At 65.4% G+C, this 23,732-nt stretch carries 20 protein-coding genes and 2 tRNA genes; 7 read left to right on the forward strand and 15 right to left on the reverse strand.

Annotated features, from left to right (window positions below; all coding sequences use genetic code 11):
- Window position 1 precedes the first annotated feature (1 nt).
- The 8 genes from ABRP28_RS08220 to ABRP28_RS08255 all read right to left on the reverse strand — a co-directional run bounded on the left by ABRP28_RS08220 (window position 2) and on the right by ABRP28_RS08255 (window position 9,594).
- A complete protein-coding gene (locus ABRP28_RS08220; protein ID WP_231455704.1) occupies window positions 2–409 on the reverse strand; it encodes a chorismate mutase in 408 nt (135 codons plus the stop codon).
- A gap of 105 nt (window positions 410–514) precedes the next feature.
- The gene (locus ABRP28_RS08225) at window positions 515–2,239 is read right to left on the reverse strand and encodes an ABC transporter ATP-binding protein (protein WP_350001799.1); all 1,725 of its coding nucleotides are present in this window, start codon (window positions 2,237–2,239) and stop codon (window positions 515–517) included.
- Window positions 2,236–3,249 carry an ABC transporter permease gene (locus tag ABRP28_RS08230; RefSeq protein WP_350001801.1) on the reverse strand — a complete coding sequence of 338 codons (1,014 nt, stop codon included), beginning with the start codon at window positions 3,247–3,249 and terminating at the stop codon, window positions 2,236–2,238. The genes ABRP28_RS08225 and ABRP28_RS08230 overlap by 4 nt, the downstream gene beginning before the upstream one ends.
- A gap of 2 nt (window positions 3,250–3,251) precedes the next feature.
- Window positions 3,252–4,343 carry an ABC transporter permease gene (locus ABRP28_RS08235; protein WP_190609954.1) on the reverse strand — a complete coding sequence of 364 codons (1,092 nt, stop codon included), beginning with the start codon at window positions 4,341–4,343 and terminating at the stop codon, window positions 3,252–3,254.
- Window positions 4,344–4,485: 142 nt separating this feature from the next.
- Complete coding sequence (locus ABRP28_RS08240; RefSeq protein WP_350001803.1) at window positions 4,486–6,120, reverse strand: ABC transporter substrate-binding protein; 1,635 nt, start codon at window positions 6,118–6,120, stop codon at window positions 4,486–4,488.
- A gap of 237 nt (window positions 6,121–6,357) precedes the next feature.
- A complete protein-coding gene (mnmA, locus tag ABRP28_RS08245; protein ID WP_350001804.1) occupies window positions 6,358–7,485 on the reverse strand; it encodes a tRNA 2-thiouridine(34) synthase MnmA in 1,128 nt (375 codons plus the stop codon).
- A gap of 139 nt (window positions 7,486–7,624) precedes the next feature.
- Window positions 7,625–8,854: a cysteine desulfurase family protein gene (locus tag ABRP28_RS08250; protein ID WP_350001806.1), complete on the reverse strand. Its 1,230-nt coding sequence runs from the start codon at window positions 8,852–8,854 to the stop codon at window positions 7,625–7,627.
- A gap of 47 nt (window positions 8,855–8,901) precedes the next feature.
- Window positions 8,902–9,594, reverse strand: a complete 693-nt coding sequence (locus tag ABRP28_RS08255; RefSeq protein ID WP_350001808.1) for a hypothetical protein — start codon at window positions 9,592–9,594, stop codon at window positions 8,902–8,904.
- A 206-nt stretch (window positions 9,595–9,800) separates the two neighbouring features.
- Here ABRP28_RS08255 and ABRP28_RS08260 point away from each other — a divergent pair, with 206 nt between their 5' ends.
- The 4 genes from ABRP28_RS08260 (at window position 9,801) to ABRP28_RS08275 (ending at window position 12,934) form a co-directional block, all read left to right on the forward strand.
- The gene (locus tag ABRP28_RS08260) at window positions 9,801–10,751 is read left to right on the forward strand and encodes a J domain-containing protein (RefSeq protein ID WP_350001809.1); all 951 of its coding nucleotides are present in this window, start codon (window positions 9,801–9,803) and stop codon (window positions 10,749–10,751) included.
- A 22-nt stretch (window positions 10,752–10,773) separates the two neighbouring features.
- A complete protein-coding gene (locus ABRP28_RS08265; RefSeq protein WP_231457869.1) occupies window positions 10,774–11,241 on the forward strand; it encodes a tRNA (cytidine(34)-2'-O)-methyltransferase in 468 nt (155 codons plus the stop codon).
- 195 nt (window positions 11,242–11,436) lie between these two features.
- Complete coding sequence (sigK, locus tag ABRP28_RS08270; RefSeq protein WP_350002131.1) at window positions 11,437–12,045, forward strand: ECF RNA polymerase sigma factor SigK; 609 nt, start codon at window positions 11,437–11,439, stop codon at window positions 12,043–12,045.
- 1 nt (window position 12,046) lies between these two features.
- Window positions 12,047–12,934 (forward strand): anti-sigma factor, encoded by an 888-nt coding sequence (locus ABRP28_RS08275; RefSeq protein WP_350001811.1) that lies wholly within the window; start codon window positions 12,047–12,049, stop codon window positions 12,932–12,934.
- Between the two features lie 77 nt (window positions 12,935–13,011).
- Here the strand turns inward: ABRP28_RS08275 and ABRP28_RS08280 are convergent, their stop codons facing one another.
- From ABRP28_RS08280 to ABRP28_RS08295, 4 genes are all read right to left on the reverse strand, one after another.
- Window positions 13,012–13,791: a PIG-L deacetylase family protein gene (locus tag ABRP28_RS08280; protein ID WP_350001813.1), complete on the reverse strand. Its 780-nt coding sequence runs from the start codon at window positions 13,789–13,791 to the stop codon at window positions 13,012–13,014.
- A gap of 4 nt (window positions 13,792–13,795) precedes the next feature.
- Window positions 13,796–14,743, reverse strand: coding sequence for an electron transfer flavoprotein subunit alpha/FixB family protein (locus ABRP28_RS08285; RefSeq protein WP_350001815.1), 948 nt, complete (start codon window positions 14,741–14,743; stop codon window positions 13,796–13,798).
- A gap of 14 nt (window positions 14,744–14,757) precedes the next feature.
- Complete coding sequence (locus ABRP28_RS08290) at window positions 14,758–15,558, reverse strand: electron transfer flavoprotein subunit beta/FixA family protein (RefSeq protein WP_350002132.1); 801 nt, start codon at window positions 15,556–15,558, stop codon at window positions 14,758–14,760.
- A 252-nt stretch (window positions 15,559–15,810) separates the two neighbouring features.
- Entirely contained in the window at window positions 15,811–17,469 is a 1,659-nt protein-coding gene (locus ABRP28_RS08295; protein ID WP_350001817.1) for a trypsin-like peptidase domain-containing protein, read from the reverse strand.
- Between the two features lie 285 nt (window positions 17,470–17,754).
- Here ABRP28_RS08295 and ABRP28_RS08300 point away from each other — a divergent pair, with 285 nt between their 5' ends.
- From ABRP28_RS08300 to ABRP28_RS08310, 3 genes are all read left to right on the forward strand, one after another.
- Window positions 17,755–19,803: a TPM domain-containing protein gene (locus tag ABRP28_RS08300; RefSeq protein WP_350001818.1), complete on the forward strand. Its 2,049-nt coding sequence runs from the start codon at window positions 17,755–17,757 to the stop codon at window positions 19,801–19,803.
- A 109-nt stretch (window positions 19,804–19,912) separates the two neighbouring features.
- Window positions 19,913–20,704, forward strand: a complete 792-nt coding sequence (locus ABRP28_RS08305; RefSeq protein ID WP_231457986.1) for a PspA/IM30 family protein — start codon at window positions 19,913–19,915, stop codon at window positions 20,702–20,704.
- A gap of 101 nt (window positions 20,705–20,805) precedes the next feature.
- On the forward strand, window positions 20,806–22,239 hold the full coding sequence (locus tag ABRP28_RS08310) for a deoxyribodipyrimidine photo-lyase (protein WP_350001820.1): 1,434 nt from the start codon (window positions 20,806–20,808) through the stop codon (window positions 22,237–22,239).
- A 30-nt stretch (window positions 22,240–22,269) separates the two neighbouring features.
- On the opposite strand, the gene ABRP28_RS08315 is transcribed toward ABRP28_RS08310, so the two are convergent.
- The 3 genes from ABRP28_RS08315 to ABRP28_RS08325 all read right to left on the reverse strand — a co-directional run bounded on the left by ABRP28_RS08315 (window position 22,270) and on the right by ABRP28_RS08325 (window position 23,636).
- On the reverse strand, window positions 22,270–23,202 hold the full coding sequence (locus ABRP28_RS08315; protein WP_350001822.1) for a hypothetical protein: 933 nt from the start codon (window positions 23,200–23,202) through the stop codon (window positions 22,270–22,272).
- Between the two features lie 142 nt (window positions 23,203–23,344).
- A tRNA-Met gene (locus ABRP28_RS08320) sits at window positions 23,345–23,418 on the reverse strand.
- A gap of 144 nt (window positions 23,419–23,562) precedes the next feature.
- Window positions 23,563–23,636, reverse strand: a tRNA-Met gene (locus tag ABRP28_RS08325).
- Window positions 23,637–23,732: the final 96 nt, after the last annotated feature.

Raw genomic sequence — 23,732 nt, forward strand, 5'->3', positions numbered from 1 at the left:
CTCACGCGAGGGCTGATGCCTGCGGGTGCTGGCCCGAGGCAGCCTCATGGTCTTCGGCGATGGCCTCGTGGTGCCTGATGACTTCGCCAATGATGAAGTTGAGGAACTTCTCGGCAAAGGCCGGGTCCAGATGGGCGTCCTCGGCAAGGCGGCGAAGCCTGGCGATCTGCGCGGCCTCGCGGCCGGGATCCCCGGCGGGCAGCCGGTGGGCGGCCTTGAGGAAGCCCACCTTCTGGGTGGCCTTGAAGCGCTCCGCCAGCAGGTAAACCAGGGTGGCGTCAATGTTGTCGATGCTCGAACGGATGGAGAGCAGTTCAGCCATCACCGACTGGTCCACCTGGTCCGCCAGCGAACTGGCTGAGGGGTCGTAGTCATCGGAGTCAGGGGTGTGAAGGTTGTGCTGCGTCATGGTTCAAGTCTATGGGCAGGCACCGGAATCATCCGGGTGTTAAGCGCCGGTGCCGGTATCCGGCACCGGCGCTTAAGGTCCCAACGCCGGCCTGCGGCTTAGCGCTCAGATGCCAAGCAGCGCTCGGTGCGCTTCCCTCCGCTTCGCCTGTTCATCCGGATCGGGCACGGGCAGTGACGCGATGAGCCGCCGCGTGTAATCGTGCTGTGGGTTCCCCATCACCTGGCTGCCGATCCCCTGCTCCACCAGCCGGCCCTTGTACAGGACGCCCACCCACGAGGACAGCGTGTCCACCACCGCGAGGTCGTGGCTGATGAACAGGCATGCGAAGCCAAACTCCTGCTGGATGTCCCTGAACAGTTCCAGGACCTTGGCCTGCACCGAAACGTCCAAAGCCGACGTTGGCTCATCGGCTATCAGCAGCCGCGGATTCAGGCTGAGTGCCCGTGCCAGCGACGCCCGCTGGCGCTGGCCGCCGGACAGTTCGTGCGGGTACCGTCCTGCGTACGACGCCGGCAGCTGGACTGATTCTAGGAGCTCGCCCACGCGTTTGCGCGCCTGCGCCGGGCTTGGCTTTGTGTGGATGACCATGGGTTCTGCGATGCAGTCCCCGATGGTCAGTTGGGGGTTGAAGGAGGCCGCAGGGTCCTGGAACACAAAACCGATGTCCTTGCGGAGCGGCTTGAAGGTGCGTTCCTTGAGGTTCAGCATCTCGTACCCGAGCACCTTCAGGCTGCCGCCGGTTGTCCTGTTCAAGCCGGCGATGGCGCGCCCAATGGTGGTCTTCCCGGAACCCGACTCCCCCACCAGGCCGAACACTTCGCCCCTGGACAGCGTGAAGCTGACCCTGTCCACTGCCTTGAACGCCGGCGTGCCCAGCCTGCCCGGGTACTCGATGGACAGGTTGTTGGCCTCCACCAGGACCTCCTCCTCCTGGTGGGCCCGGCTGCTGAGCCCCTCGGAGGCGGAGTTCCGCCCGAGGTGGGGAACCGCCGCCAGGAGGGCCCGGGTGTAGTCCTGCCGCGGTTCTGCGAACAGGGTCCGGGACGGGGCTTCCTCCACCACGTCCCCCTGGTACATCACCACCACGCGGTCAGCGAGGTCCGCCACCACCCCCATGTTGTGCGTGATGAGCACAATGGACGTACCGTACTTGTCCCGCAGGTCCCGGAGCAGTTCCAGGATTTCCGCCTGGACGGTAACGTCCAGGGCAGTGGTGGGCTCGTCGGCGACAATCAGCCCGGGGTTCAGGGCCAGCGCCGCGGCGATGACCACGCGCTGCTTTTGGCCGCCGGAGAACTGGTGCGGGTAGTAGTTGACCCGGTGTTCCGGATCGGGGATGCCCACCTTGCGCAGCGCCTCGATGGCCCGGGATTTGGCTTCTTTGGCCGGGACCCGCTTCCCGTCGCTGCCTGCGTGGGCCCGGATGCCTTCTGCGATCTGCCAGCCCACGGTGAACACAGGGTTCAGCGCGGTGGACGGTTCCTGGAACACCATGGCAACGTCCCGGCCGCGGATCTGGCGCAGCCGTGCCGCGCTGACGCTGATGACGTCGGCCCCGTTGATCACCACCGCCCCGGAACTGCTGGCCGTTTCGGGAAGAAGGCCCAGAATGGCCTTGGCGGTGACAGTCTTGCCGGATCCGGACTCCCCTACGATCGCCAGTACCTCCCCCTTCCGGACCTCCAGGCTGACGTCCTTGACTGCATGGACTGGCCCACCGTCAGTGGCGAACGTGACCTGGAGGTGGTCGATGTCCAGAACGGGACGGCCGTCGTCGGGCTCCCCGTTGGAGTTCCGCCCGGACAGCGGATCGATGTTGACGGTCATGATGCCCTCACTTCGGTTGCGATCCCGGCGCTGTCCACCGGCGCCGGGGAGCTGCTCCCCGTGCTCTTGCGGCCGCGGAGGCGCGGATCGTTCAGGTCGTTGATGCTCTCGCCCACCAGGGTCAGGCCCACCACGGTCAGCACGATGGCCAGGCCGGGAAACAGGCCCGTCCACCAGATGCCGGACGTGGTGTCGGCGAGCGCCTTGTTGAGGTCGAAGCCCCACTCCGCCGCGGAACTGGGTTCGATGCCGAAGCCGAGGAAGCCGAGGCCAGCCAGGGTGAGGATGGCTTCGGAAGCGTTCAGGGTAAAGATCAGCGGCAGTGTCCGGGTGGCGTTGCGGTAGATATGGCGGGTCATGATGCGGATGTTGGACGCTCCCACCACTTTGGCGGACTCCACGAACGGCTCAGCCTTCAGCCTGACGGTCTCTGCCCTGATGACCCGGAAATACTGCGGAATGAAGACCAGCGTGATGGCAGTGCCGGCAGCGAAGATGCCGCCGGTGAGGCTGGATTGTCCGCCGCTGATGACGATGGCCATGACAATGGCCACCAGCAGCGAGGGAAAGGCGTACACGGCATCGGCGATGACCACCAGGATCCGGTCAAGCCACCCGCCGAGGTAGCCGCTGACCAGGCCAAGGACGACGCCGATGACGATTGACATGGTCACGGCGACGACGATCACCAGGATCGCCGTCTGCGCCCCCCAGATGACCCGGGACAGGACGTCGTAGCCGCCCACTGTCGTCCCCAGGAGGTGTTTGCCTCCGGGGGCCTGCTGCGTGGGGAAGTTGCCGTCGGCGTCGGAAAGCTGCGAGAAACCGTACGGTGCCAGCAGCGGTGCGAAAAGCGCCGTCAGGACGAACAGGCCGGTGAGGATCAGTCCGGCCACCAGCATGCCGCGCTGGAGGCCGACGCTTTTGTTGTAGTGCGAGACCACCGGAAGGCGGCGGTACCAAGGGGCCCGCGGGCTTTCCATCGGGACGGGAACGGCCGGGATGCTCATGGTCAGTACCTCACGCGGGGGTCGATCAGCGCGGCGATGATGTCCACGATGAAGTTGGTCATGGCCACGATGATGGCGAGCAGCACCACGATGCCCTGGACGGCCACGAAGTCACGGGCCGTGAGGTAGTTGGCGAGCTGGAATCCCAGCCCCTTCCACTCGAAGGTTTTCTCGGTCAGCACCGCCCCGCCGAGCATCACTGCTATTTGCAGGCCCATCACCGTGATGATGGGTATCAGGGCTGGCTTGTAGGCGTGCTTGGTGACCAGGCGGTATTCGCTGACACCCCTGGACCGGCCTGCCTCAATGTAGTCCCTGCCGAGTGTGCCGATGACGTTGGTCCGGACGAGGCGGAGGAAGATGCCGGCTGTCAGCAGCCCCAATGCCACCGCGGGGAGCACGGCATGGGCCATGACGTCTCCGAGGGCGGCCATGTTGCCGCTTCGAAGCGCGTCGAGCCAGTAGATTCCGGTGGGCGCTTCCAGGGACGTCAGGGCAAGTTCACTGGACGTCTTTGCCCGCCCTGCGACCGGCAGCCAGCCGAGCCACACGGAGAAGGTCAGCTTCAGCAGCATGCCGGCGAAGAACACAGGGGTTGCGTAGCAAAGAATGGCGAAGACGCGCAGGACGGCGTCCGGTGCCTTGTCCCGGCGGTGGGCGGCCACCATGCCCAGGGGAATGCCGACCAGGAGGGCGACGAGCAGCGCGTTGATGCTCAGCTCAAGGGTGGCCGAACCGTAGGTGGTGAGCATTTCGACGACGGCGCGGTTGTCCGTGAGCGTCCGTCCGAAGTTGCCGGTGGCCAGCTGGCCGAGGTACTCGAAATATTGGACCAGGATGGGCCGGTCGTAGCCGGCGGCCTGGATTCGTTCCTGGAGCTGGTCCGCCGGCAGGCGTCCGCCCATGGCTGCGGTGATGGGGTCACCGGTGATCCTCATCAGGAAGAAGACCATGGTGACCAGGATGAAGATGGTGGGGAAGATGAGCAGGAAGCGGACCAGGATGTACTGTCCCAGTCCGCCGCCGGATGATTTTTTGGCGGCCGGGAGCAGGCCGTCCGCGTCAGTGGGTGGCGCGTCGATCAATGTAGTCATGGGTACCTCAGGTTGTCTTTGCGGTGCCCGCGTTGGGCCGGCACCGCTTCCCGACCAGCACGCGGGGCGGGACACGTGCACCTGGCATCAGGTGCACCGTGTCCCGCCCCGTGTGCGGTCAGAGCCGGATGGTGCGGTGGACCTACTTGGACATCACGCCAAGACGGGTCTTGAACGAGGCATCGAGGGTCTTTTCCACTCCCTGGACATCCGTTCCGGCCACCATGACCTGGGCACCCTGCAGCAGCGGCAGCGTGGAAAGGTCCTTGGCGATGGCTTCCTGGGCCTCGCCCAGGAGTTCGCTCCGCTCCGCCTTGTCCGCGGTGACCAGCTGCTTCTTGACAATGTCCGTCACGGCCGGGTTCTCGTAATGGTTGCCGAGGAAGTTGCCCGGGATGAAGAACGGCGTCAGGTAGTTGTCCGCGTCCGAATAGTCCGGGAACCAGCCCAGCTGGTACACGGGGTACGCGTCGGCCCGGCGTTCCTTGGTGTAGGTGGTCCACTCGGTCGACTTGAGGTCCACGGTGAAGAGCCCTGACTTTTCGAGCTGTTCCTTGACCAGGGCGTATTCATCGGCCGCCGAGGTGCCGTAGCGGTCCGTGTACTGCAGCTTCACGTCGACCACCGAGGTGATGCCGGCGTCGGCCAGGACCTGCTTTGCCTTGTCCAGGCTCGGCTTGCCGCTGCCGTCGCCGTAAAGGCTCTTCAGCGGCTCCGTTGCGCCTTCGAATTCCTTGGGCACATAGGAGTAGACCGGGGTGTAGGTGTCCTTGAAGACCTGCGAGGCAATGACGTCGCGGTCAACCAGGTGGGCTATGGCCTGGCGTACGGCGAGGGCCTTGGCGGGATCGGCTTCCGGGGTCTTCGCACCGAACGGCATGGTGTCGAAGTTGAACACCATGTAGCGCAGTTCCCCGCCGGGGCCCTTGTGGACCTTCACCTTGTCGTCGCTCTCGAGGTCTGCGACGTCGGTCGCGGTAAGGATCCGCCCGGCGACGTCGATGTTGCCCTGCTGGACGTCGAGCTTCAGGTTGTTCGGGTCAGCGTAGTGCTTGAGGGTGGCACCGTCGTTGGCCGCAGCACCCAGCATCCCCTGGTAATCCGGGTTGGGCTTGAAGCTCACCAGTTCGTTCTTCTTGTAGCTTTCGATGGTGTACTGGCCGGCGAAGGGTTTGGCCGCGACGATGGCGTCGTCGTCCATGATCTTGTCTGCCGGGAAGACTTCCTCGTCCACGATCGGGCCCGGGTTGGAAGCGAGGACGCCCGGGAACACCTGGTCGTTGCCGGCGGCAAGGGTGAACACCACGGTGTTGGCGTCCGTCGCCTCGATCTTCTCCATGTTGGAGAGCAGGGACGCCGGCCCGTTGGGGTCATCGATCGATTTGACCCGGTTGAACGAGAACACCACGTCGGAGGAATCCAGCGTGTTGCCATTGGCGAATTTCAGGCCGGGCTTGAGCTTCACCGTGTATTCAGTGGGGCTGGTGAAGGAAGCCGACTCGGCGATGTCCGGGGCGGCATCGGCGGTGCCGGGCTTGTAGTTGAGCAGGAAGGGATAGATCTGGTTCATGACCATGAAGGATCCGCCGTCGTAGGACCCGGCCGGATCCAGGGTGACCACTTTGTCCGTGGTGCCGTACGTGATGGCACCACCCCCTGCATCGCCGGTCGAGGTCCCGCCGCCTCCGCCTGAGGGGCCCGTGCAGGCCGTCAGTGCGAGGGCGGAAACGCCTGCCAGCGCGATTGCGCCGTGCAGTGCTTTATTGCTCTTCGTCATCTGTGAACTTTCTGTTCGATGAGTGCGCGCCCGCCGACCGCTGATGGGTGCATTTGCTCAGGCGGGAAGCGCGCGGTGCTGATGCCTAGATTCAATCAGAGAGTCAACACTCAGACCGGCCCATTTTGTGAGTTGAGACACAAAATTTACCTGATTGCTCTGCAGCGCCCGGGAACCGGCGGCACAACCAACAACACCGCCCCGGCGGAACCGGGGCGGTGTTGTTGTACTGATGGATTAGAGCTCGGCGCGCTGAAGCGAGCGGGCAGCGTCAATCGTCGCCTGGCCCAGCACCCGGCTGCCCTGGTAGAGGACAACAGTCTGCCCGGGCGCCACCCCGCGGAGGGGGTCTGTCAGCCGGACCACCAGCTGCCCAGTTGAATGCCCGGCCGTCTCCATGCGGGCCGTCGCGGGGACGGGGTCGCCGTGCGCCCGGACCTGGGCGTAGCAGTCGAACTCCTCGCCGGTTTCGACTTCCCTGATGGGCAGTCCTGCCCAGGAGACCTTGATGCCCCGGATCTCGTCGATCGCCAGCAGGGCCTCGGGGCCCACCACCACTTTGTTTTCCTTGGGCCGGATCTCCAGGACGAAGCGGGGCTTGCCGTCGGCGGCGGGGGTGCCCAGCTTCAAACCGCGGCGCTGGCCCACGGTGAAGGCGTTGGCGCCCGGGTGCTCGCCCACCTTCGTGCCGGTTTCGTCCACGATGTCCCCGGTGGACATGTCGATTTTTTCGGCCAGCCATCCCGCCGTGTCACCGTCAGGGATGAAGCAGATATCGTGGCTGTCCGGCTTGTTGGCCACCGAGAGGCCGCGGCGCTCGGCTTCCGCACGCACTTCGGCCTTGGAGGGCGTGTCGGCCAGCGGGAACATGGAGTGCTTGAGTTGCTCGTGGGTCAGGACGCCCAGGACGTAGCTCTGGTCCTTGGCCCAGTCCGCCGCACGGTGGAGCTCGCGGTTGCCGTCGGCATCCTCGATGACCTTGGCGTAGTGTCCGGTGCACACAGCGTCAAACCCCAGGGCGATGGCCTTTTCCAGGAGTGCGGCGAACTTGATCCGTTCGTTGCACCGCATGCAGGGGTTGGGGGTGCGGCCGGCCGCGTATTCATCGATGAAGTCCTGGACGACGTCTTCCTTGAACCGTTCGGAGAAATCCCAGACGTAGTACGGGATGCCCAGGACGTCGCACGCGCGCCAGGCATCGCGGGAGTCCTCGATGGTGCAGCAGCCGCGGCTTCCGGTGCGCAGCGTGCCGGGCATGCGTGAGAGCGCCAGGTGGACGCCGACGACGTCATGCCCCGCCTCTACGGCGCGGGCGGCGGCAACGGCGGAGTCGACTCCGCCGCTCATGGCTGCTAGAACTCGCATGATGGCTTTCTGTTGGGGAAGGTCCGGCTCTGGCCGGGGCTGGCGGACGCGCTGGGTAACAGGAAGGCAGGCTCCCGGAAACGATCCTTGCCTATCTATTCTACGGCCCCTGCCCCACGTTCCGTGAGGCGGGGCTCCTTCAGCCGCCGCTGGGGGCCCGGCGGGCCAGGGTTCCCGCCGTCTGGATGCTGGACTCATGCCCGGCCATACCTGCCTGGCGGGCCCGTGCGTAGGCATCAGGCAGTGCGGCCAGGAGGGCGTCGACGTCGCCCTCCACGGAAGCATGGCCCAGGGTGAAGCGCTGCGCGCCGCGGGCGGTCTCCTCGTCCAGGCCCATGGCCAGCAGGACGTGGGAAGGCCGGGGCACACCCGCTGTGCAGGCCGAACCGGTGGACGACTCCACGCCGGCCAGGTCCAGGAGGAACAGCAGGGAATCCCCCTCGCACCCGGGGAAGGTGAAGTGCGCATTGCCGGGGAGCCGGCCGTTCCCGGCAGCACCGCGCAGGACTGCTTCCGGAATCCGTTCCAGGACACCGTCGATCAGCTTGTCGCGCAGGCCCGCGATGCGTTCAGACTCGGCGCCCAAGGTGGCTGCGGCCTTCCCCGCGGCAGCTGCGAAGGCTGCGATGGAGGCGGTGTCCAGGGTGCCCGAGCGGACGTCACGTTCCTGGCCTCCGCCGTGCTGGACGGGGGTCAGTTTCACTGCCCGCCCCAGCAGGAGTGCGCCCACCCCCACCGGTCCGCCGATCTTGTGGCCGGAAATGGACATGGCGTCCAGGCCTGAGGCTTTGAAATCCACGGGGAGCGAGCCGAACGCCTGGACCGCGTCCGAGTGCACGGGGACGCCGGCGGCGTGCGCCAGCTCCACGATCCTGGTGATGGGCTGGACAGTGCCTACCTCGTTGTTGGCCCACATGACAGTGACCAGGGCAATGGTGTCCGGCTCACGGGACAGTTCTTTTTCAAGGACAGCGAGGTCCACCACTCCGGTGCTGTCCACCGGCAGCCATACGACCTCCGCGCCTTCGTGCCGTTCCAGCCATTCCACCGTGTCCAGGACCGCGTGGTGTTCGACGGCGGAGCACAGGATGCGGCGCCGTGCGGGCATCCCTGCCACGCGGGACCAGTACAGCCCCTTTACGGCCAGGTTGTCCGACTCCGTGCCACCCGACGTGAAAATGACTTCCGACGGATGGGCCCCAGCGGCGGCAGCAACAGCCTCCCGGGCATCCTCCACGGCACGGCGGGCCCGCCGGCCGGAACCGTGCAGCGATGACGGGTTGCCGGTGCGGGCCAGTTCACGGGTCAGCGCGGCCAGCGCCTCAGGTGCAAGGGGGGTGGTTGCTGCATGATCGAGGTAAACGGGCACGCCACAATTCTACCGGCCCGCCCTCCCGGGCTGATGCCGTCCTGCTGCTAGGCGGATGGCGGGATCAGAGGCAGGAAACGGGCGACGTCGGCCCTCGCCCCTGCGAGCGCGGCAGCGTCGGGGCACGAAAGGGAGATATAGACGGACGAACCGGCTGTGCCGAACAGCCGGGCCAGCACTGCAGTTGCCCTTCCTGCTGGCTGGGCTGCCTGCTCCAGGGCCAGGACCTCAACAGTCCTGCCGGGCCCTTCCGGGTCCCCGCCCCACCGCAGGGTCTCCGCTTTCAGGTAGCCGGGCAGGATGGACGGGTCCAGATACTCAAAAAGTGCAACGGTGGATTCCCTGTCGTCACCCCGGACCAGGGCGGCCTGGTTGGTGCGCACCTTGGCCGCCACAAGGCAACCGTCCCCCTTCACGTACCGGGTTTCGCCGGCCACGTTGCCGCTGGCGGCCTTCCATCCCGGCGCCTCCTTCAGCCCGTCCGCGATGCCTATGGGCTTGCCGGGGGCCAGGCTGCCGCCGGCGGCAAAGGGAAGATCCTGCGCGGCCACCGCAGCAGCGTCATGGCCAGGGGTAATGGTGGGCGTTGCCAGCACCGGCGTACTGGCGGCAGGTTGCGGAGCCGCAGGGTCCCGCACGTCCACGCTGCAGCCGCCGGCCAGCAAAGCTCCAAGGGCGGCTGCCAGCACCGGCGCCGCCCGCCGCCTGGCCCCGCCGGGCCATCGCGCCGTCGTCGGCATATCCATCCCCTCCCCACTACGTTGCGCCGCGGCCGGGACAGCCGCCCATGCACGAGTCTAGATGCACCCGCCCCGGGCACCGCACCAGGTCCGTTTCCTTCAAGGGAACCTTGCGGGGCTGGAGCGTCGTTGTTCAAGACAGGCCGTTAAACTGTGCGGACCGGGCTACCTGCGAAGACTGGCCATACCAACAGAAGGATGAGGGCTTGACCGAGAGCAGCAGCTCCTATTACCAGGTGCTTCGCGTGGCGGTAACTGCCACGGAGAAGGAGATCAAGGTGGCCTACCGCAGGGCTGCAAGGACGGCGCATCCCGATCACGGCGGAGACGCCGCCGCGTTCCGGCAGGTAACCCGTGCCTACGAGACCCTCATCGACCCCACCCGCAGGAAAGCCTACGACCGCTCCTATGCAGCCGGTACGCTCCGCAACGAGGATGCGGACACGGAAGCGCATTTCGACGCGCCTCCGGCGGGCAGCCGCGCTTCAGCCACCGTGCACAGGCAGGGCAACGCCCGCAACACCGCGGGCGACCCGCCTGTGTACGTCCCGCCGTATGATGACTCCCCCGCCGGCGGGGTCCCGTTGGTTCCCCTGGCAGTCGCCCGCCAGCAGGTGCACGGCATGCCCCGCAAACGCGGTATTTTCGGGGCCGAGGCCCGTATCCAGCGTGAGATGCACACCGTCCAGCTCCTGACCCGCCAGGTCCTGCCGGCCATCCCGGCCGCACGCCTGATCAACGGCCTCCAGTCCCCTGCCGACAACAGCCACATCGACCACGCAGTCCTGTCCGGGTACCGGCTCGCACTGATCGGCTCCATGCTGCTGCCCAAGGGCGCCTACGCCTGGGACGGCCGCACTTTGAACCATGGAGGCCGCGCCATCGCCCCGCCGCAGCTCACGCACGTTGTCCGGGCCATGCAGGACATCTTCCCGGAGCTGAACGTCACGGGCTGGACCGTTGTGCTCAACCCTGGCGGCAACCTCCACGAGCCCGTCATAGACAACCACCGCCGGTCAGCCGGCGCCCTCGAGGCCGTCCAGGTTGTCAACGCGGCGGGGATGGTGCGTGGGCTGAAAGAATTCCTTGCTGCCGGGCCCGCGCCCAATACCGTCAATGTTCCGGTGCTGGCCAGGCTGCTGCGCGGCATGCACTGACAACGGTGGCTAGGATGGAACGGTGTTCCGCATCCTTTTCCACGCCCCCGAAATCCCCGGCAATACCGGCAATGCCATCAGGCTCGCGGCCATCACGGGCGCCGAACTGCACCTCGTGGAACCGCTGGGGTTCGACTTCTCGGATGCGAAGCTCCGCCGTGCCGGGCTGGATTACCACGACCTCGCCGTCGTCACAGTGCACGCGGGCATCGAGGAGGCGTGGCAGCACCTGCAACCGGAACGGGTCTACGCCTTCACCTCCGATGGTGCCGCCAGCTATACCGACATCTCCTACCAGCCGGGCGACGTCCTCATGTTCGGACGGGAGTCCGTGGGACTGCCGCCGGAGTTGAAGGCGGATCCGCATGTGACCGCCACGGTGCGGCTGCCCATGCTTCCGGCCCTGCGCTCCCTGAACCTTGCCAATGCCGCCTCCATTGCCGTCTACGAAGCCTGGCGCCAGCAGGGCTTTGCCGGAGCCAAAATCTGACACCGCACAAACCGGCAACTTCTTTGCGCATCCGGCCCATCCATCCCGGCAGCTGCTCCGAATCACTCCCGACAACATTCCCAGGCGTTCGAGGAGCTGCAGGTGACATTGCTGGAGTCAAGATCCAGGACCTCACGCAGCAGCCACGGCGCTACTGCTGAGCATTCACGGCCGGGAGACTTATGCTTGGTAATGATGGAAACCCCCAACGCGCCACATTCCGAGGCCCACGCCGCGGTGACAGACCCCCCGGCCGACCTCAGCCACCGGCTTTCAGTGCTGCTGGAAGGCATAGGCCGGGGTGACCAGGCGGCCTTCGCCGAGTTCTACCAGCTCACGTCCCGACGCGTCTTTGGCATGGCCCGCAGGGTCCTGATCGACCCCGAGCTCAGCGCGGACACTACGCAGGAGGTCTTCCTCCAGGTGTGGCAGAACGCTTCCAAGTTCGATCCCAAGGCCGGGAGCCCGCTCTCCTGGCTGATGACTATTTCGCACCGCCGGGCCGTGGACAGGGTCCGGTCCTCGCAGTCCTCCACGGATCGCGAGGCCAAGTACGGCGCCAGCACCCAGGACATCGACCACGACTCCGTGGCGGACCAGGTGGGAAGCAGGCTGGAGGCCGAGGCCGTGGTGCGGTGTTTGGAGACACTGACCGAAACGCAGCAGGAGTCCGTGCGCCTGGCGTACTACGGCGGCCTCACCTACCGGGAAGTTGCCGAACGCCTGAACGCCGCAGTTCCCACCATAAAATCCCGTATCCGCGATGGATTGATCCGACTGAAGACCTGTCTGGGGGTGAGTTGAGATGGCTGAAACCAATAACGGCCATTCCGGTTCGTTTGGAGACACCGTCGCCATGGACCTGGCTTCCGGACGGGCTGTGGACCTGGCCGAGCTCTATGCACTGGATGCGGTGACTGATGGGGAACGCCAGGCAATCGAACAGTACATGTCTGCCGCCCCGGCGGCGGAACGGACCGAATTCTTCGACCGGGTGCGCCAGGCGAGGGAAACCCTGGCAAGGACCTTCCGCGTCGAGGATCAGCCGCCGGCTGATCTTTTCGACCGTATCGTTGCCCAGCTGCCCGTCCAGGGCAGCCGGCCGGACGCCGGCAACCCGGCTCCTCCTGCCCCAGGACAAATTGCGGCAGGACAGTCCGCACCTGGGCAGGCGGCACCATGGCAAGCGCAGCCTGCCGGCGGAGACGAACTCGCCAAAGCACGGCAGCGCCGCGAGGAACGGCGCCGGCCTGGAGGCACTCGCCGTTGGCTCGCCGGCGTCGCGGCTGCCGCCGCCATAGCCCTGGGCGGTGTAGGCGTGGGTTCCTACTTGGCTGACCAGAATGACCCAATGAACCAGGTGGTGCGTGCCGGAGACCTGCGGGAAGCTTCGGTGGACGTGGCGGGCGGCGGTACCGCGACCCTCCTGATCTCCTCGTCGGAGGATGCCGCCGTCGTCAAAATGAACGGCGTTCCCGCCCCGCCGGAGGGAAAGGTCTACCAGATGTGGCTGATTCCCAAGGACGGCTCGGCGCCGGTATCACAAGGCCTGATGGACGAGGAAGCACTGTCCAAGCCTGCAGTGGTGGAGGGGATTTCCTCAGCCGCAGCGCTCGGAATAACAGTAGAGCCGGCAGGCGGATCCCAGTCCCCCACCCTGCCCACGGTTGCCGCCGCCCCGCTGGGGGCCTGAGGCACCGGCAAGGACGCCAAAAGCGCCTCGTTCCATTCCGCCAAGGAAGGAGCGGGGCGCTTTTTTGCCTGTACTTGTCAGAAGCCGGCGATGGTTCCGGGCCCGTTGACCGCCACCACGTGGAAGGCCTCAGCACTGCGCCCGTCCGGGAGTCCCGCACGGGCGGCGTTTACCCTCATGCCCTGCCGGACAGTCGCCTCCATGGCTTCAATGTCAGGGTGCTGGCTGACGTGGACATGGATCGCCCCGAGCTTGGACTCCACGTGGTCCGTGACATCCACAAAGTGGTTCTCCCGTTCCTCGGGTCCGGCGTATAGCCACAGCCACGGGAGCTTGTAGGCCTCCAGCCCGGCCTCTGCCAGTTCGGGGTAGGCGAAGGGGTTTTCCACGGCAGGGTACACGGCGCGGGTTACGGCCTCCCCCACAGCGAGGTGGTCCGGGTGGCTCTTCTGGATGCGCTTCCAGTTCCGTTCCGGGTGCATGGAAAGCACGACGTCGGGACGGATTTCCCGGATCAGCTTCACCACGCCCTTCATCACCTCGTGCGAGGGTTCAAGGAACCCGTCCCGCTGGTGGAGGTAGTGGATATCGGTAACCCCCACCAGCTCCGCGGCGCGCCGCTGCTCAGCGTCGCGGAGGGCGATGATGTCGGGCCGGTGCGCCGGGTCGAAGCCGCCGGCGTCGCCGTCGGTCATGATGCAGTAGCTGACCTGGACGCCGGCGGCCGTCCAGGCAGCGATGGTGCCGGCAGCACCGAAATCGATGTCATCCGGGTGCGCCGCAAAACAGAGCACCCGCCCAACCCGGTGTACGTCCGGGTTGAACGGGCTCTGTGCCTGCTGGGGAAAGGCAGTCAAAGAGTCAGCCTTTTCGCTTCTTGATCTCGGCGGTGGCCTGCGGGAGGACGTCGAAGAGGTCGCCCACGATGCCGAAGTCCGCGATCTCGAAAACCGGGGATTCGGCATCCTTGTTGACTGCAACAATGACCTTCGCCGTCTGCATGCCGGCCTTCTGCTGGATTGCGCCGGAGATGCCTGCGGAAATGTAGAGCTGCGGGGATACGGTCTTGCCGGTCTGTCCAACCTGCGCGTCGTGGCTGATCCAACCGGCGTCGGTGGCGGCGCGGGAGGCGCCTACTGCTGCTCCGAGGGCGTCGGCAAGTTCTTCCACCGGCCCGAAGTCGCCGTCGAGGCCGCGTCCGCCGGCTACGACGATGCGGGCATCGGTGAGGTCAGGACGGCCGCTGGCAACCTTCTGCTCCCGGGCCGTGATCCGGGCCGCGGCGTTGACGGCGGGCACCTCGACCGTGACGGTCTCCAGCGCGGCCGGGGCCGCAGCGGGTTCGGGGACCACATTGTTCGCCTTGACGGTCAGCACGCTGACCGCAGTGCCGGCCTTGCAGGCGGTGTTGTAGGACCCGGCGAGGACTGACTTGTGCGCGGTGCCGTCCGCATCCACGGCAACCACGTCGGTGATGACTCCGGCGCTGAGGCGGATCCCCGCCCGGGCCGCGATCTCCTTGCCTTCCGGAGAGTTGTCCAGCAGGACTATTGAGGCGCCGGCCTGTTCAGCGGCAGCCGCCACGTAGGCAGCCTTGGGTGCCACCAGGAAATCATCAAGGTCTTCCGCAGAGGGAAGCAGCACGGTGCTGGCGCCGTATTCCGCGAAGCTGGCGGCGACGTCATCGTGCAGCTTTCCGTTGAGGGCAACCGCGGTTTCCCCAAGCGACCGTCCCAGGGTGAGCAGCTCAAGGCTGCTCTTCTTGAGCGACGTGCCGGGGTTGTCAATGAATACAAGTACTTTTGCCATGTCTGTGGTCCCTCTTAGAGCAGCTTCTGGGCGGCCAGGAAGTCAACGAGCTTGATGCCGGCATCGCCTTCGTCGGTGATGATGGTGCCGGCGGTCCGGGGCGGACGCTCCTCGGCGCTGAGCACGCTGGTCCAGGAACCTGTGTGTCCAACCTGCGCCGGGTCCACCCCGATGTCGGCCAGGGAGAGGGTGGTGATGCTCTTGCGCTTGGCAGCGATAATCCCCTTGAAGTTGGGGTAGCGCGGCTCGTTGATCTGGTCTGTCACCGAAACGAGAGCGGGGAGGGGGGCTTCGACTGTCTCGGAGGACGTGTCGGCGTCGCGGCGTGCGGTGAGGCGGCCGCCGTCGACCTCAAGCGAGGACGCGAAGGTGACCTGCGGCAGTCCCAGGCGCTCCGCGAGCTGCGCGGGAACCAGCGAGGTCTCCCCGTCGGTTGAAGCCATGCCGGTGAGGACCAGGTCCACGGGCGCGTCAGCGCCCAGGTGCCGGATGGCCGCAGCCAGCGCCAGCGACGTAGCCGCGGCGTCCGAACCTGCAAGGGCATCGTCGGTGAGGTGCACGCCTTCGGTTGCACCAATCTGCAGTGCCTTCTTGATGGCATTCACTGCACCCGAGGGGCCCATGCTCAGCGCGATGACCTGGTTTCCTGCCTTGGCTCCGCCGCGGGCTTCGGCCAGCTGTAGCGCTGCCTCAAGGGCGTATTCGTCAAGCTCGGACAGGATGCTCTCGTCGCGGTCAGTCGTGTGGCCCTCACCGGTGAGGTGGCGGTCAAACTGGGCGTCCGGTACATGCTTGACCAGGACGATGATCTTCAATGTATCTTCCACTGTGTTTACAGCAGCCTTCCATGCTTGTGGACAGCCAGCCGGGTGAGGTCATGGCCGCGGAATGCCCCGGCATGCGGGTAGCTCCTAGCTAACCATATAGGCGCACTCCAGCGCCCTCTTCCGTTAACGCCTGTGTCAGCGCTCCCCGGCTGCCATTCAGGGCGGATACATAACGACGGCGGCGCCCACCACATGGGGGCACCGCCGCCTGTCCTTGCCTGTTGACTTGCCGGCCCCGTGCTAGCTGGCTGCGGCGCCCAGGGTTACATCGAACGTCTGTTCCTTGCCGTTCCGAAGGACGGTGATCTCGACGCTGGACCCCGCGGGCTGTTCCCGCACTGCAGCGGTCAGCTGTTCCGGTTCGCCAATGGCGAGATCATTGAATTTGGTGATCACGTCGCCCACCTTGATCCCTGCCTTGCCGGCTGCGGAATCGGGCTCCACCGTGGCAACGTCCGCGCCGACCGAGAACCCCGAAGCGGCACTGGAGGCAGTTTTCTTCTTCACGCTGACACCCAGCTGGCCGTGCGAGGCCTTGCCGGTGTCAATGATTTCCTGCGCCACCCGCTTGGCATGGTTGATGGGGATGCTGAAGCCGACGCCAATGTTTCCGCTGGTTGAGGATGCGCTGGATCCCGCGGATGCGATGGCCACGTTGACGCCAATAACCTCGCCGCTGCTGTTAACCAGGGCACCACCGGAATTCCCCGGGTTGATGGCGGCGTCAGTCTGGATGACGTTGATGGAGATCTCGCCCTGGTCCGCCGTCTGCTGGCTCTGGCCCCCACCCGGAGGCGCGAACTGGAATCCGCCTTCGTCGTCACCCTCGGCGTTGTCCCCCTCTTCCGGGGCGGCCGCGGAGGCGACACTGATGGTCCTGTTCAGCGTCGAAACGATGCCATCAGTCACCGTGCCGGTGAGGCCCAGCGGCGAGCCAATGGCGATGGCGGTGTCCCCCACATTGAGCTTTCCGGAGTCCCCCAGGGTGGCGGGGGTGAGGCCGGAGGCGTTGTCCACCTTGATCACTGCGAGATCAGACAACGGGTCCGTGCCAACGAGTTTGGCGGCGAGGACCTTGCCGTCACTGGTCCGGACTTCAAGGGCAGCGTCGGCCGTCTGGCCGTCCAGGGTGACAACATGGGTGTTGGTGAGCACATGGCCCTGGTCGTCCAGGATGATCCCGGAGCCCGTTCCTCCGGCGCCGCCGCTTGCAGCACTGATGGTCACCACGCTGGGCGACGCCTTCAGGGCAGCTGCCGTAATGGCGTTGACATTGTCCTTGTTGTTGACGATGACTGTGCCGGGCTGGCTGTTGCTGCTCACGGCAGCACCGGAACCGGCGTTGCCGGACAGTTCCGCGGAACCAACAGTGGCCACTCCCCCTCCCACCAGCCCGGCCGCCAGGATGCTGGCTACGAGGGTGCCCACGCCGAACGTCGCTTTCCGCCGCGGGGCATCTTTGGGATTGGGGGCGAAAGAGTTGCCGCTGTGGGCGCTGCTGGCGCCGAGGGTGGTTGCGCCATGGTCCTGGCCCGCGTACTGGCTTTCCCGGCGGTTCTGGCTGGCGTAGCCGTAACCGGGGTGGGGCGCCTGGTACTGGCCGGGCGCCTGCTGCGCCGTGGGGTCCTGCCCAGCACTGTGCTGGCCGCCGTGGAAGGGCTGCCGCTGCGGGTAGACGGGACGCTGGGTTCCGGGGAGTTCCTCGGTGGGGTTGCCGCCCTGCTGTTCAAGCCGCTCAGTGGGGTACTGGCGGGAGCCAGACTCGTTCACGCCGGGATCACGTGCAAGCTGCTCTCCGGCAGCCGGCTCCTGCGTCTGTTCGGCGTGCTGCCCCCAGGGATCCTGCCCGTCTTGGCCGCTGTTCCGCGGGGCCGGACCCGGTGTCTGGTTCTCAGTCATGGGACTTCCTTTCATCCTCGTCTGCATTAACTATGGACTCCCTGGCTGGAACAAGCTCGGATGTTTGCTGAGAGCTTCCTGAAGGGCCGTTCCGCTCCGGACTAACGGCGGTTGGCGTTTCGCTGCTGGCATATTCCGGCCGATGGACTGGCTGTGGGGTGCACCATAGAATCAAGATGAATTGCCACAGCGACCTGCGGCTTCACACCAAGCGTGGGGGCGCTGCTGGATTCTGAGACGACTGATTCGTCCCGAATCGGTGTCAGGCGTGCTGAAGGGTTGCACATGCGGTCAAAGTTCAAACGTATATTCGCCGTGATCGGCCTTACCGCCTTCCTGGGGTTGCCCGCCGGCGCGGCCTGGGCCGAGGATCCGGTCAGCATTCCCTCCGGCCAGAACATCGTGGATAACGCAGATGTACTCGGAGGCCGCGAGGGCGAAGTCCAGGAAGCCATCCAGAAGTTGCTGAAGGACGACAAATACAACCTCTACGTCGTGACCGTTGACAGGTTCACCAACCCAACGGTGCCAGCAGAATGGGCCGCAGCCGTTGCCACGCAGAAGGGCATGGGCAGGTCCGATGCCATCCTCGCGATAGCCAAGGACGACGGCAAATTCAGCTTTGTCCTAAACTCTGCCAGCCCCATCAAGTCGAAGCAGGGGGCAATAAGCCAGAACGCTGTCACGGCAAACTTGGCCGGTGGCAGCCCGGATTTCGCGCAGGCAGCAATTGACACGGCAGCGGCGATTGGGGATGCCGCCAGTGGTGGCAGCGGCGACGTCCCCTCTGATGCGGGCGCTGGCGCAGCCGTTCTGGTCGGAACGGGCGTCGTGGCAGCGGGTGGCGCAGGTGCATACCTGTACTTCCGCAACAAGCGCAAGAAGGCAGCCGGACAGGCAGCCAATGCCAGCTATGGCCCGCAGGGCGCTGAGCTGGATCCGCTGGCATCGCTCAGCATCGAGGAACTTCGCCGCAAGGGCGGCTCCCTGCTGATTGAGGCGGACGATGCCATCAAGTCCAGTGAGCAGGAACTTATGTTCGCCCAGGCGCAGTACGGTGATTCCGCCGTCGGCAACTTCACCAAGGCTCTGAACGAAGCCAAGGCCCACCTGAGCGAATCCTTCAAGCTGCAGCAGCAGCTGGACGACCACATCCCGGACACTGAAGAGCAGCAGCGGACATGGCTCGGCGAGATCATCCGCCGGTCCGAAGCCGCGCTTGCGTCCCTCCAGGAGCAAAAGGCGGACTTCGATTCCCTGCGTGAACTTGAGAAGAACGCACCGCAGGCGCTTGCAGCTGTTAACGCCGGTGCGCGCGAAGCGGACTCGAAGATCTCCAGCGCGGAAGAGTCCCTCACCTCACTCCGTTCGAAGTATGCGGACAGTGCCCTGACCCAGGTCTCTGACAACATCCTGCAGGCCAAGGAACGCCTGGCCTTTGTCCAGAACGCCACCGCCACCGCCCAGCAGAAGCTGGCTGAGGGCGAAGGCAGCCTCGCCGCTGTAGCAGTCCGCGCAGCCGAAGAGAGCCTGCACCAGACCAACGTCCTCCTCGACGCCATCGCCAAGGTTTCCTCCAACCTGGATGAAGCCCGGGGCAGCCTCGAAAGTGCAGTGGTGGACACCTCCCAGGACCTCGCGCAGGCACGGGCCATGATCCAGTCCGGCGCCCACCCCGAACTGGCTGGACCGGTAGCCGGGGTTGAGAACGCCCTCGCACAGGTCAAGGCAGAAATCCAGGGCGGCAAGATCGACCCCATTGCCACCCTTCAGCGCGTTGAGACTGCCCACCAGTCGCTGGACCAGGCCCTCAGCGGCATCAGGGATCAGCAGGAACAATCCCGCCGGGCGCAGGCTTCGCTCCAGCAGACCATCATGTCTGCCCAGGCCCAGATCAGCGCGACGTCGGACTACATCACTGCCCGCCGTGGCGGCGTGGGCACAGAGGCACGTACGCGGCTGGCCGAGTCGCAGCGGAACCTTGACTATGCCCTCTCCATTGCACGCACCGACCCGGTGACGGCTTTGACGTACGCCCAGCAGGCGCACGCCCTGGCCGCCCAGGCAGCCCAGCTGGCGCAGGCGGATGTTGACCATTTTGGCGGCTACGCCAACCAGGGCTACGGCCGCGGCGGGATGTTTGGGGGCGGAGGTGGCGGAGGCCTGGGCGGTGCAATCCTCGGCGGCATCCTCATCAACTCCATCCTCAACGGAGGCGGCGGGGCAGGCTGGGGCGGCGGCCACAGCGACGGCGGAGGCTGGGGCGGAGGCGACTTCGGCGGCGGAGATTTTGGCGGCGGCGACTTCGGCGGCGGCGACTCAGGAAGTTTCTGACCACCACAAACCGGCGCTGGCCCGTGATCTGCCCCCGCTACATCAAAGCCACAACATAACTGTTCACTGATTTCAGTGGTCACCACAGAGCAGGACGAAAGGTAGCAACATGGTTAAGCAGTCCATCTTTGGCCGTATCGCGCAGCTGGCTAAGGCAAACATCAACACTTTGCTTGACAACGCTGAGGATCCCCAGAAGATGCTGGACCAGATGGTCCGGGACTACACAAACAACATCGCTGAGGCCGAGTCCGCCGTGGCACAGACCATCGGCAACCTGCGGATGCTCGAGGACGACTACCGCGAGGACGTCAAGAACGCACAGGACTGGGGCAACAAAGCCCTCGCGGCCTCGCGGAAGGCGGACGAATACCGCGCCAGCGGCGACACGGTTGATGCCGAGAAGTTCGACAACCTTGCCAAGGTGGCCCTCCAGCGCCAGATGTCCGCCGAAAACGAAGCCAAGGGAGCAGAACCCAGCATTGCCTCCCAGCGCGAAGTGGTGGACAAGCTCAAGTCCGGCCTGGACCAAATGAAGGGCAAGCTCAACGAGCTGACCAGCAAACGGAATGAACTCGTGGCCCGGTCGAAGACCGCTGCCGCCCAGTCCCAGGTTCACGACGCCATCAAGAGCATCGATTTCATGGATCCCACCAGCGAAGTGGGCCGCTTCGAGGAAAAGATCCGCCGCGAGGAGGCCAAGGTCCGTGGCCAGCAGGAACTCGCCGCCTCGAGCCTGGACGCGCAGTTCAACCAGCTTGAGGACCTTGGTGAGCAGGTTGAAATCGAAGCGCGCCTGGCGGCCCTGAAGTCCGGCAACTCCTCAAAGCCGGCCATTGGCGCCTCGGGTTCAGCAGCAACAGCCTCAACGGTGGACGAAGCAGACTTCGACAAACTCTGACCAGGGGCAGGACGTACCACCTGCCAAAGAAGCAACAGGTAGGGCCGGGGCCATCGATGGCCCCGGCCCTACCTGTCCCTGCCGGTGTGTAGCGTGGTTGCATGGCTTCTTCCACTGAGACTTCCATCGTCTGGCTCCGCGACGACCTTCGGCTTGATGACAATCCGGCTCTTTCCGAGGCTGCCGCGCTCGGCCTGCCCCTGACTGTCGTCTACATCCTCGACGAGGAGTCCGATGGCGTACGGCCGCTTGGAGGAGCCACGAAGTGGTGGCTGCACCATTCCCTCGCTTCACTCGCGGGTGCCCTGGAAACTAAAGGCTCCAGCCTGCTCCTCCGCCGCGGCCCGGCCGAGGAGATCATCAGGGAACTCGCCGCCGAAACCAACGCCCGCCACCTGTTCTGGAACCGCCGCTACGGCCAGCCTGAGCGCACGGTGGACGCTGCTGTCAAGGCGTGGGCCACTGAGAACGGTTTACAGGCCTCGAGCTTCCAGGCGAACCTCCTGTTTGAGCCATGGACGGTCCAGACAGGCGCGGGCGGGCCGTACAAGGTGTTCACGCCGTTTTGGCGGGCCTGCCTGGCCGGCGCTGATATCCGCGACCCGCTCCAGGTTCCGGGAACGCTGCCGGCGCCTCCGGAGCGAACCGGGACTGCACAGGCGGACGACACACTTGATGGCTGGGGCCTCCTGCCCTCCGCCCCCGACTGGAGCGCCGGACTTGCCGCCGTCTGGGAACCGGGCGAGGACGGCGCAAGGCACCGGCTCGAGGATTTCCTGGACGGGCCGGCGGAGGAATACGGGACAGGCCGTAATATCCCTGGCGTGGAAGGTACCAGCCGGCTTTCACCCCATCTGCGGTTCGGCGAAGTCAGTCCTTTCCGCGTGTGGCGGCAGATCCGCCGCCGCTACCCGCACAAAGTACCTGCCGACGTCGGCATCTTCCGCGCGGAGCTTGGCTGGCGGGAATTCTGCTGGCACCTTCTGTACACCAACCCGGACCTTGCCACCCGCAACTACCGTCCTGACTTTGACCGGTTCGAGTGGGAGAAGCCCGGCAAGGATGAGCTGGACGCCTGGCAACAGGGCCGGACCGGGTATCCGTTCGTCGATGCAGGCATGCGCCAGCTGTGGCAAACCGGCTGGATGCATAACCGGGTGCGGATGGCCACGGCGTCTTTCCTGGTCAAGAACCTCCTGACGGACTGGCGCGTCGGGGAAGCCTGGTTTTGGGACACTCTCGTGGACGCGGACGCGGCCAGCAATCCTGCCAACTGGCAGTGGGTTGCCGGCTCAGGAGCAGACGCCTCACCGTACTACCGGATCTTCAACCCCGTCACGCAAAGCAAGAAATTCGACGCCGCGGGCAACTACCTGCGCCGCTTCATACCTGAGCTGGCGGACCTTGACGGTAAAGCCATCCACGAGCCCTGGAAGGCGGGCGTTGAACTGGACGGGTATCCGGGGCCCCTGGTGGACCTGCCCGAGTCCAGGGAACGGGCACTCGAGGCCTACCAGAAGCTCAGGGACAGCTGACCCGTCCCGGCGGCAGGCGGCCGGGACCCGTCAGCGGCTGACTTTGCCCATCAGGGAGGCGATAGGCCGGAGGAACAAGGGGCGTGCCAGGAACCAGGCGGCCACCATCACCACAACCGAGGCGAGGAAAACCCAGAAGCCGAACCAGCCGTCGTCGTCCCGCACGGCGTACATGTGGTTGAGGTTGCGCAGGGCTCCCGTAGCCAGCACCAGGAAGACGTGCACGGCAATGAAGGCAACGAAGTAGATCATCACCGGGAAGTGGACGGCGCGCGCCCATTCGATGGGGAAGGCCTTGTTCAGGCCCGCAGCCTTCTTGGGCCACGCACCGGACATGCGCAGGCCCGTGACAAACGCCAGCGGAGCGGCAATGAAGACAGTAACGAAGTAGGAGAGCAACTGCAGGGCGTTGTAGTTGACCCAGCCGTTCTCGGTGGGCCAGTCCAGGGAGGCGTACTGCAGGGCTGCGGACAGTGCATTGGGAATGACGCCCCAGCTGGTGGGAACAATCCGCATCCACTGGCCGGTGGCGAAAAGCAGGACCGCGAAGACCAGGCCGTTCAGGATCCACAGGACGTCCAGCGTCAGGTGGAACCACAGCTCCAGGCTGATTTTGGTTGGCGGGTTCTTCGTCTTGATCATGCCCTTGTTGTTCCGGGTCCAGTGTCCGCTGGGGCGGGTGGTGGTCCGCACCTGCCACCCCGTGCGAATGATCAGCAGCAGGAAGAACGCGTTCAGGAAGTGCTGCCAGGCGAGCCAGGCAGGAAAGCCCACCGGAGCGTTGTCCGGGAGCTCTGAGTGTCCCGGGTAGTCCGCCACGAACGAAGCCACGGCAGGCAGCCCCATGAGCCACTTGGCAACCAGCACCACCAGGACCAGCCCTCCGAGGACGGCAGGCACCGCCCAGTAGAGTCGCGACCGCTTACCCGCCGCGGTACGGGGCTTCTTCGTGGGTGTGGACATCGAACAACATTCCTCTCGAGAATGACTGGCCAAGTGCTCACGGCGTGTGAGGCTCTGCGAAAGAGAATACTAGGAACTGCACGTATCCACGGAAAAAAGAAGACCCCGTCCGGCTGGTAGGCCGGTCGGGGTCTTCACATAGTTGCGGGGACAGGATTTGAACCTGTGACCTCTGGGTTATGAGCCCAGCGAGCTACCGAACTGCTCCACCCCGCGTCGCTGAAACAACACTACCCTAGTTTTCCGGCTTCGTTTTCCACTCCGGGATTTACATACCTTTTGTCTATCAACCGGGAGAGGGCACGGGGCTTAAACGAAAAGATCCGGACACTGTCTCCAGTGTCCGGATCTTTTCTTCAGTTGCGGGGACAGGATTTGAACCTGTGACCTCTGGGTTATGAGCCCAGCGAGCTACCGAACTGCTCCACCCCGCGTCGCAAGAACTACTTTACCGGTAGGTGAACACCTGGCCAAATTGGGGCAGCGTGATCTCCGTCTCGCCCACGGAAACGGCACCTGCCCCGAAGGAG

The sequence above is a fragment of the Pseudarthrobacter sp. WHRI 8279 genome (genome assembly GCF_040224115.2).
GTDB lineage: Bacteria > Actinomycetota > Actinomycetes > Actinomycetales > Micrococcaceae > Arthrobacter.

Coding starts and splice junctions, on each gene's coding strand:
- ABRP28_RS08220 (WP_231455704.1), bottom strand. CDS start 409: ATGACGCAGCACAACCTTCACACCCCTGACTCCGATGACTACGACCCC.
- ABRP28_RS08225 (WP_350001799.1), bottom strand. CDS start 2,239: ATGACCGTCAACATCGATCCGCTGTCCGGGCGGAACTCCAACGGGGAG.
- ABRP28_RS08230 (WP_350001801.1), bottom strand. CDS start 3,249: ATGAGCATCCCGGCCGTTCCCGTCCCGATGGAAAGCCCGCGGGCCCCT.
- ABRP28_RS08235 (WP_190609954.1), bottom strand. CDS start 4,343: ATGACTACATTGATCGACGCGCCACCCACTGACGCGGACGGCCTGCTC.
- ABRP28_RS08240 (WP_350001803.1), bottom strand. CDS start 6,120: ATGACGAAGAGCAATAAAGCACTGCACGGCGCAATCGCGCTGGCAGGC.
- mnmA (WP_350001804.1), bottom strand. CDS start 7,485: ATGCGAGTTCTAGCAGCCATGAGCGGCGGAGTCGACTCCGCCGTTGCC.
- ABRP28_RS08255 (WP_350001808.1), bottom strand. CDS start 9,594: ATGCCGACGACGGCGCGATGGCCCGGCGGGGCCAGGCGGCGGGCGGCG.
- sigK (WP_350002131.1), top strand. CDS start 11,437: ATGGAAACCCCCAACGCGCCACATTCCGAGGCCCACGCCGCGGTGACA.
- ABRP28_RS08275 (WP_350001811.1), top strand. CDS start 12,047: ATGGCTGAAACCAATAACGGCCATTCCGGTTCGTTTGGAGACACCGTC.
- ABRP28_RS08285 (WP_350001815.1), bottom strand. CDS start 14,743: ATGGCAAAAGTACTTGTATTCATTGACAACCCCGGCACGTCGCTCAAG.
- ABRP28_RS08295 (WP_350001817.1), bottom strand. CDS start 17,469: ATGACTGAGAACCAGACACCGGGTCCGGCCCCGCGGAACAGCGGCCAA.
- ABRP28_RS08300 (WP_350001818.1), top strand. CDS start 17,755: ATGCGGTCAAAGTTCAAACGTATATTCGCCGTGATCGGCCTTACCGCC.
- ABRP28_RS08305 (WP_231457986.1), top strand. CDS start 19,913: ATGGTTAAGCAGTCCATCTTTGGCCGTATCGCGCAGCTGGCTAAGGCA.
- ABRP28_RS08310 (WP_350001820.1), top strand. CDS start 20,806: ATGGCTTCTTCCACTGAGACTTCCATCGTCTGGCTCCGCGACGACCTT.
- ABRP28_RS08315 (WP_350001822.1), bottom strand. CDS start 23,202: ATGTCCACACCCACGAAGAAGCCCCGTACCGCGGCGGGTAAGCGGTCG.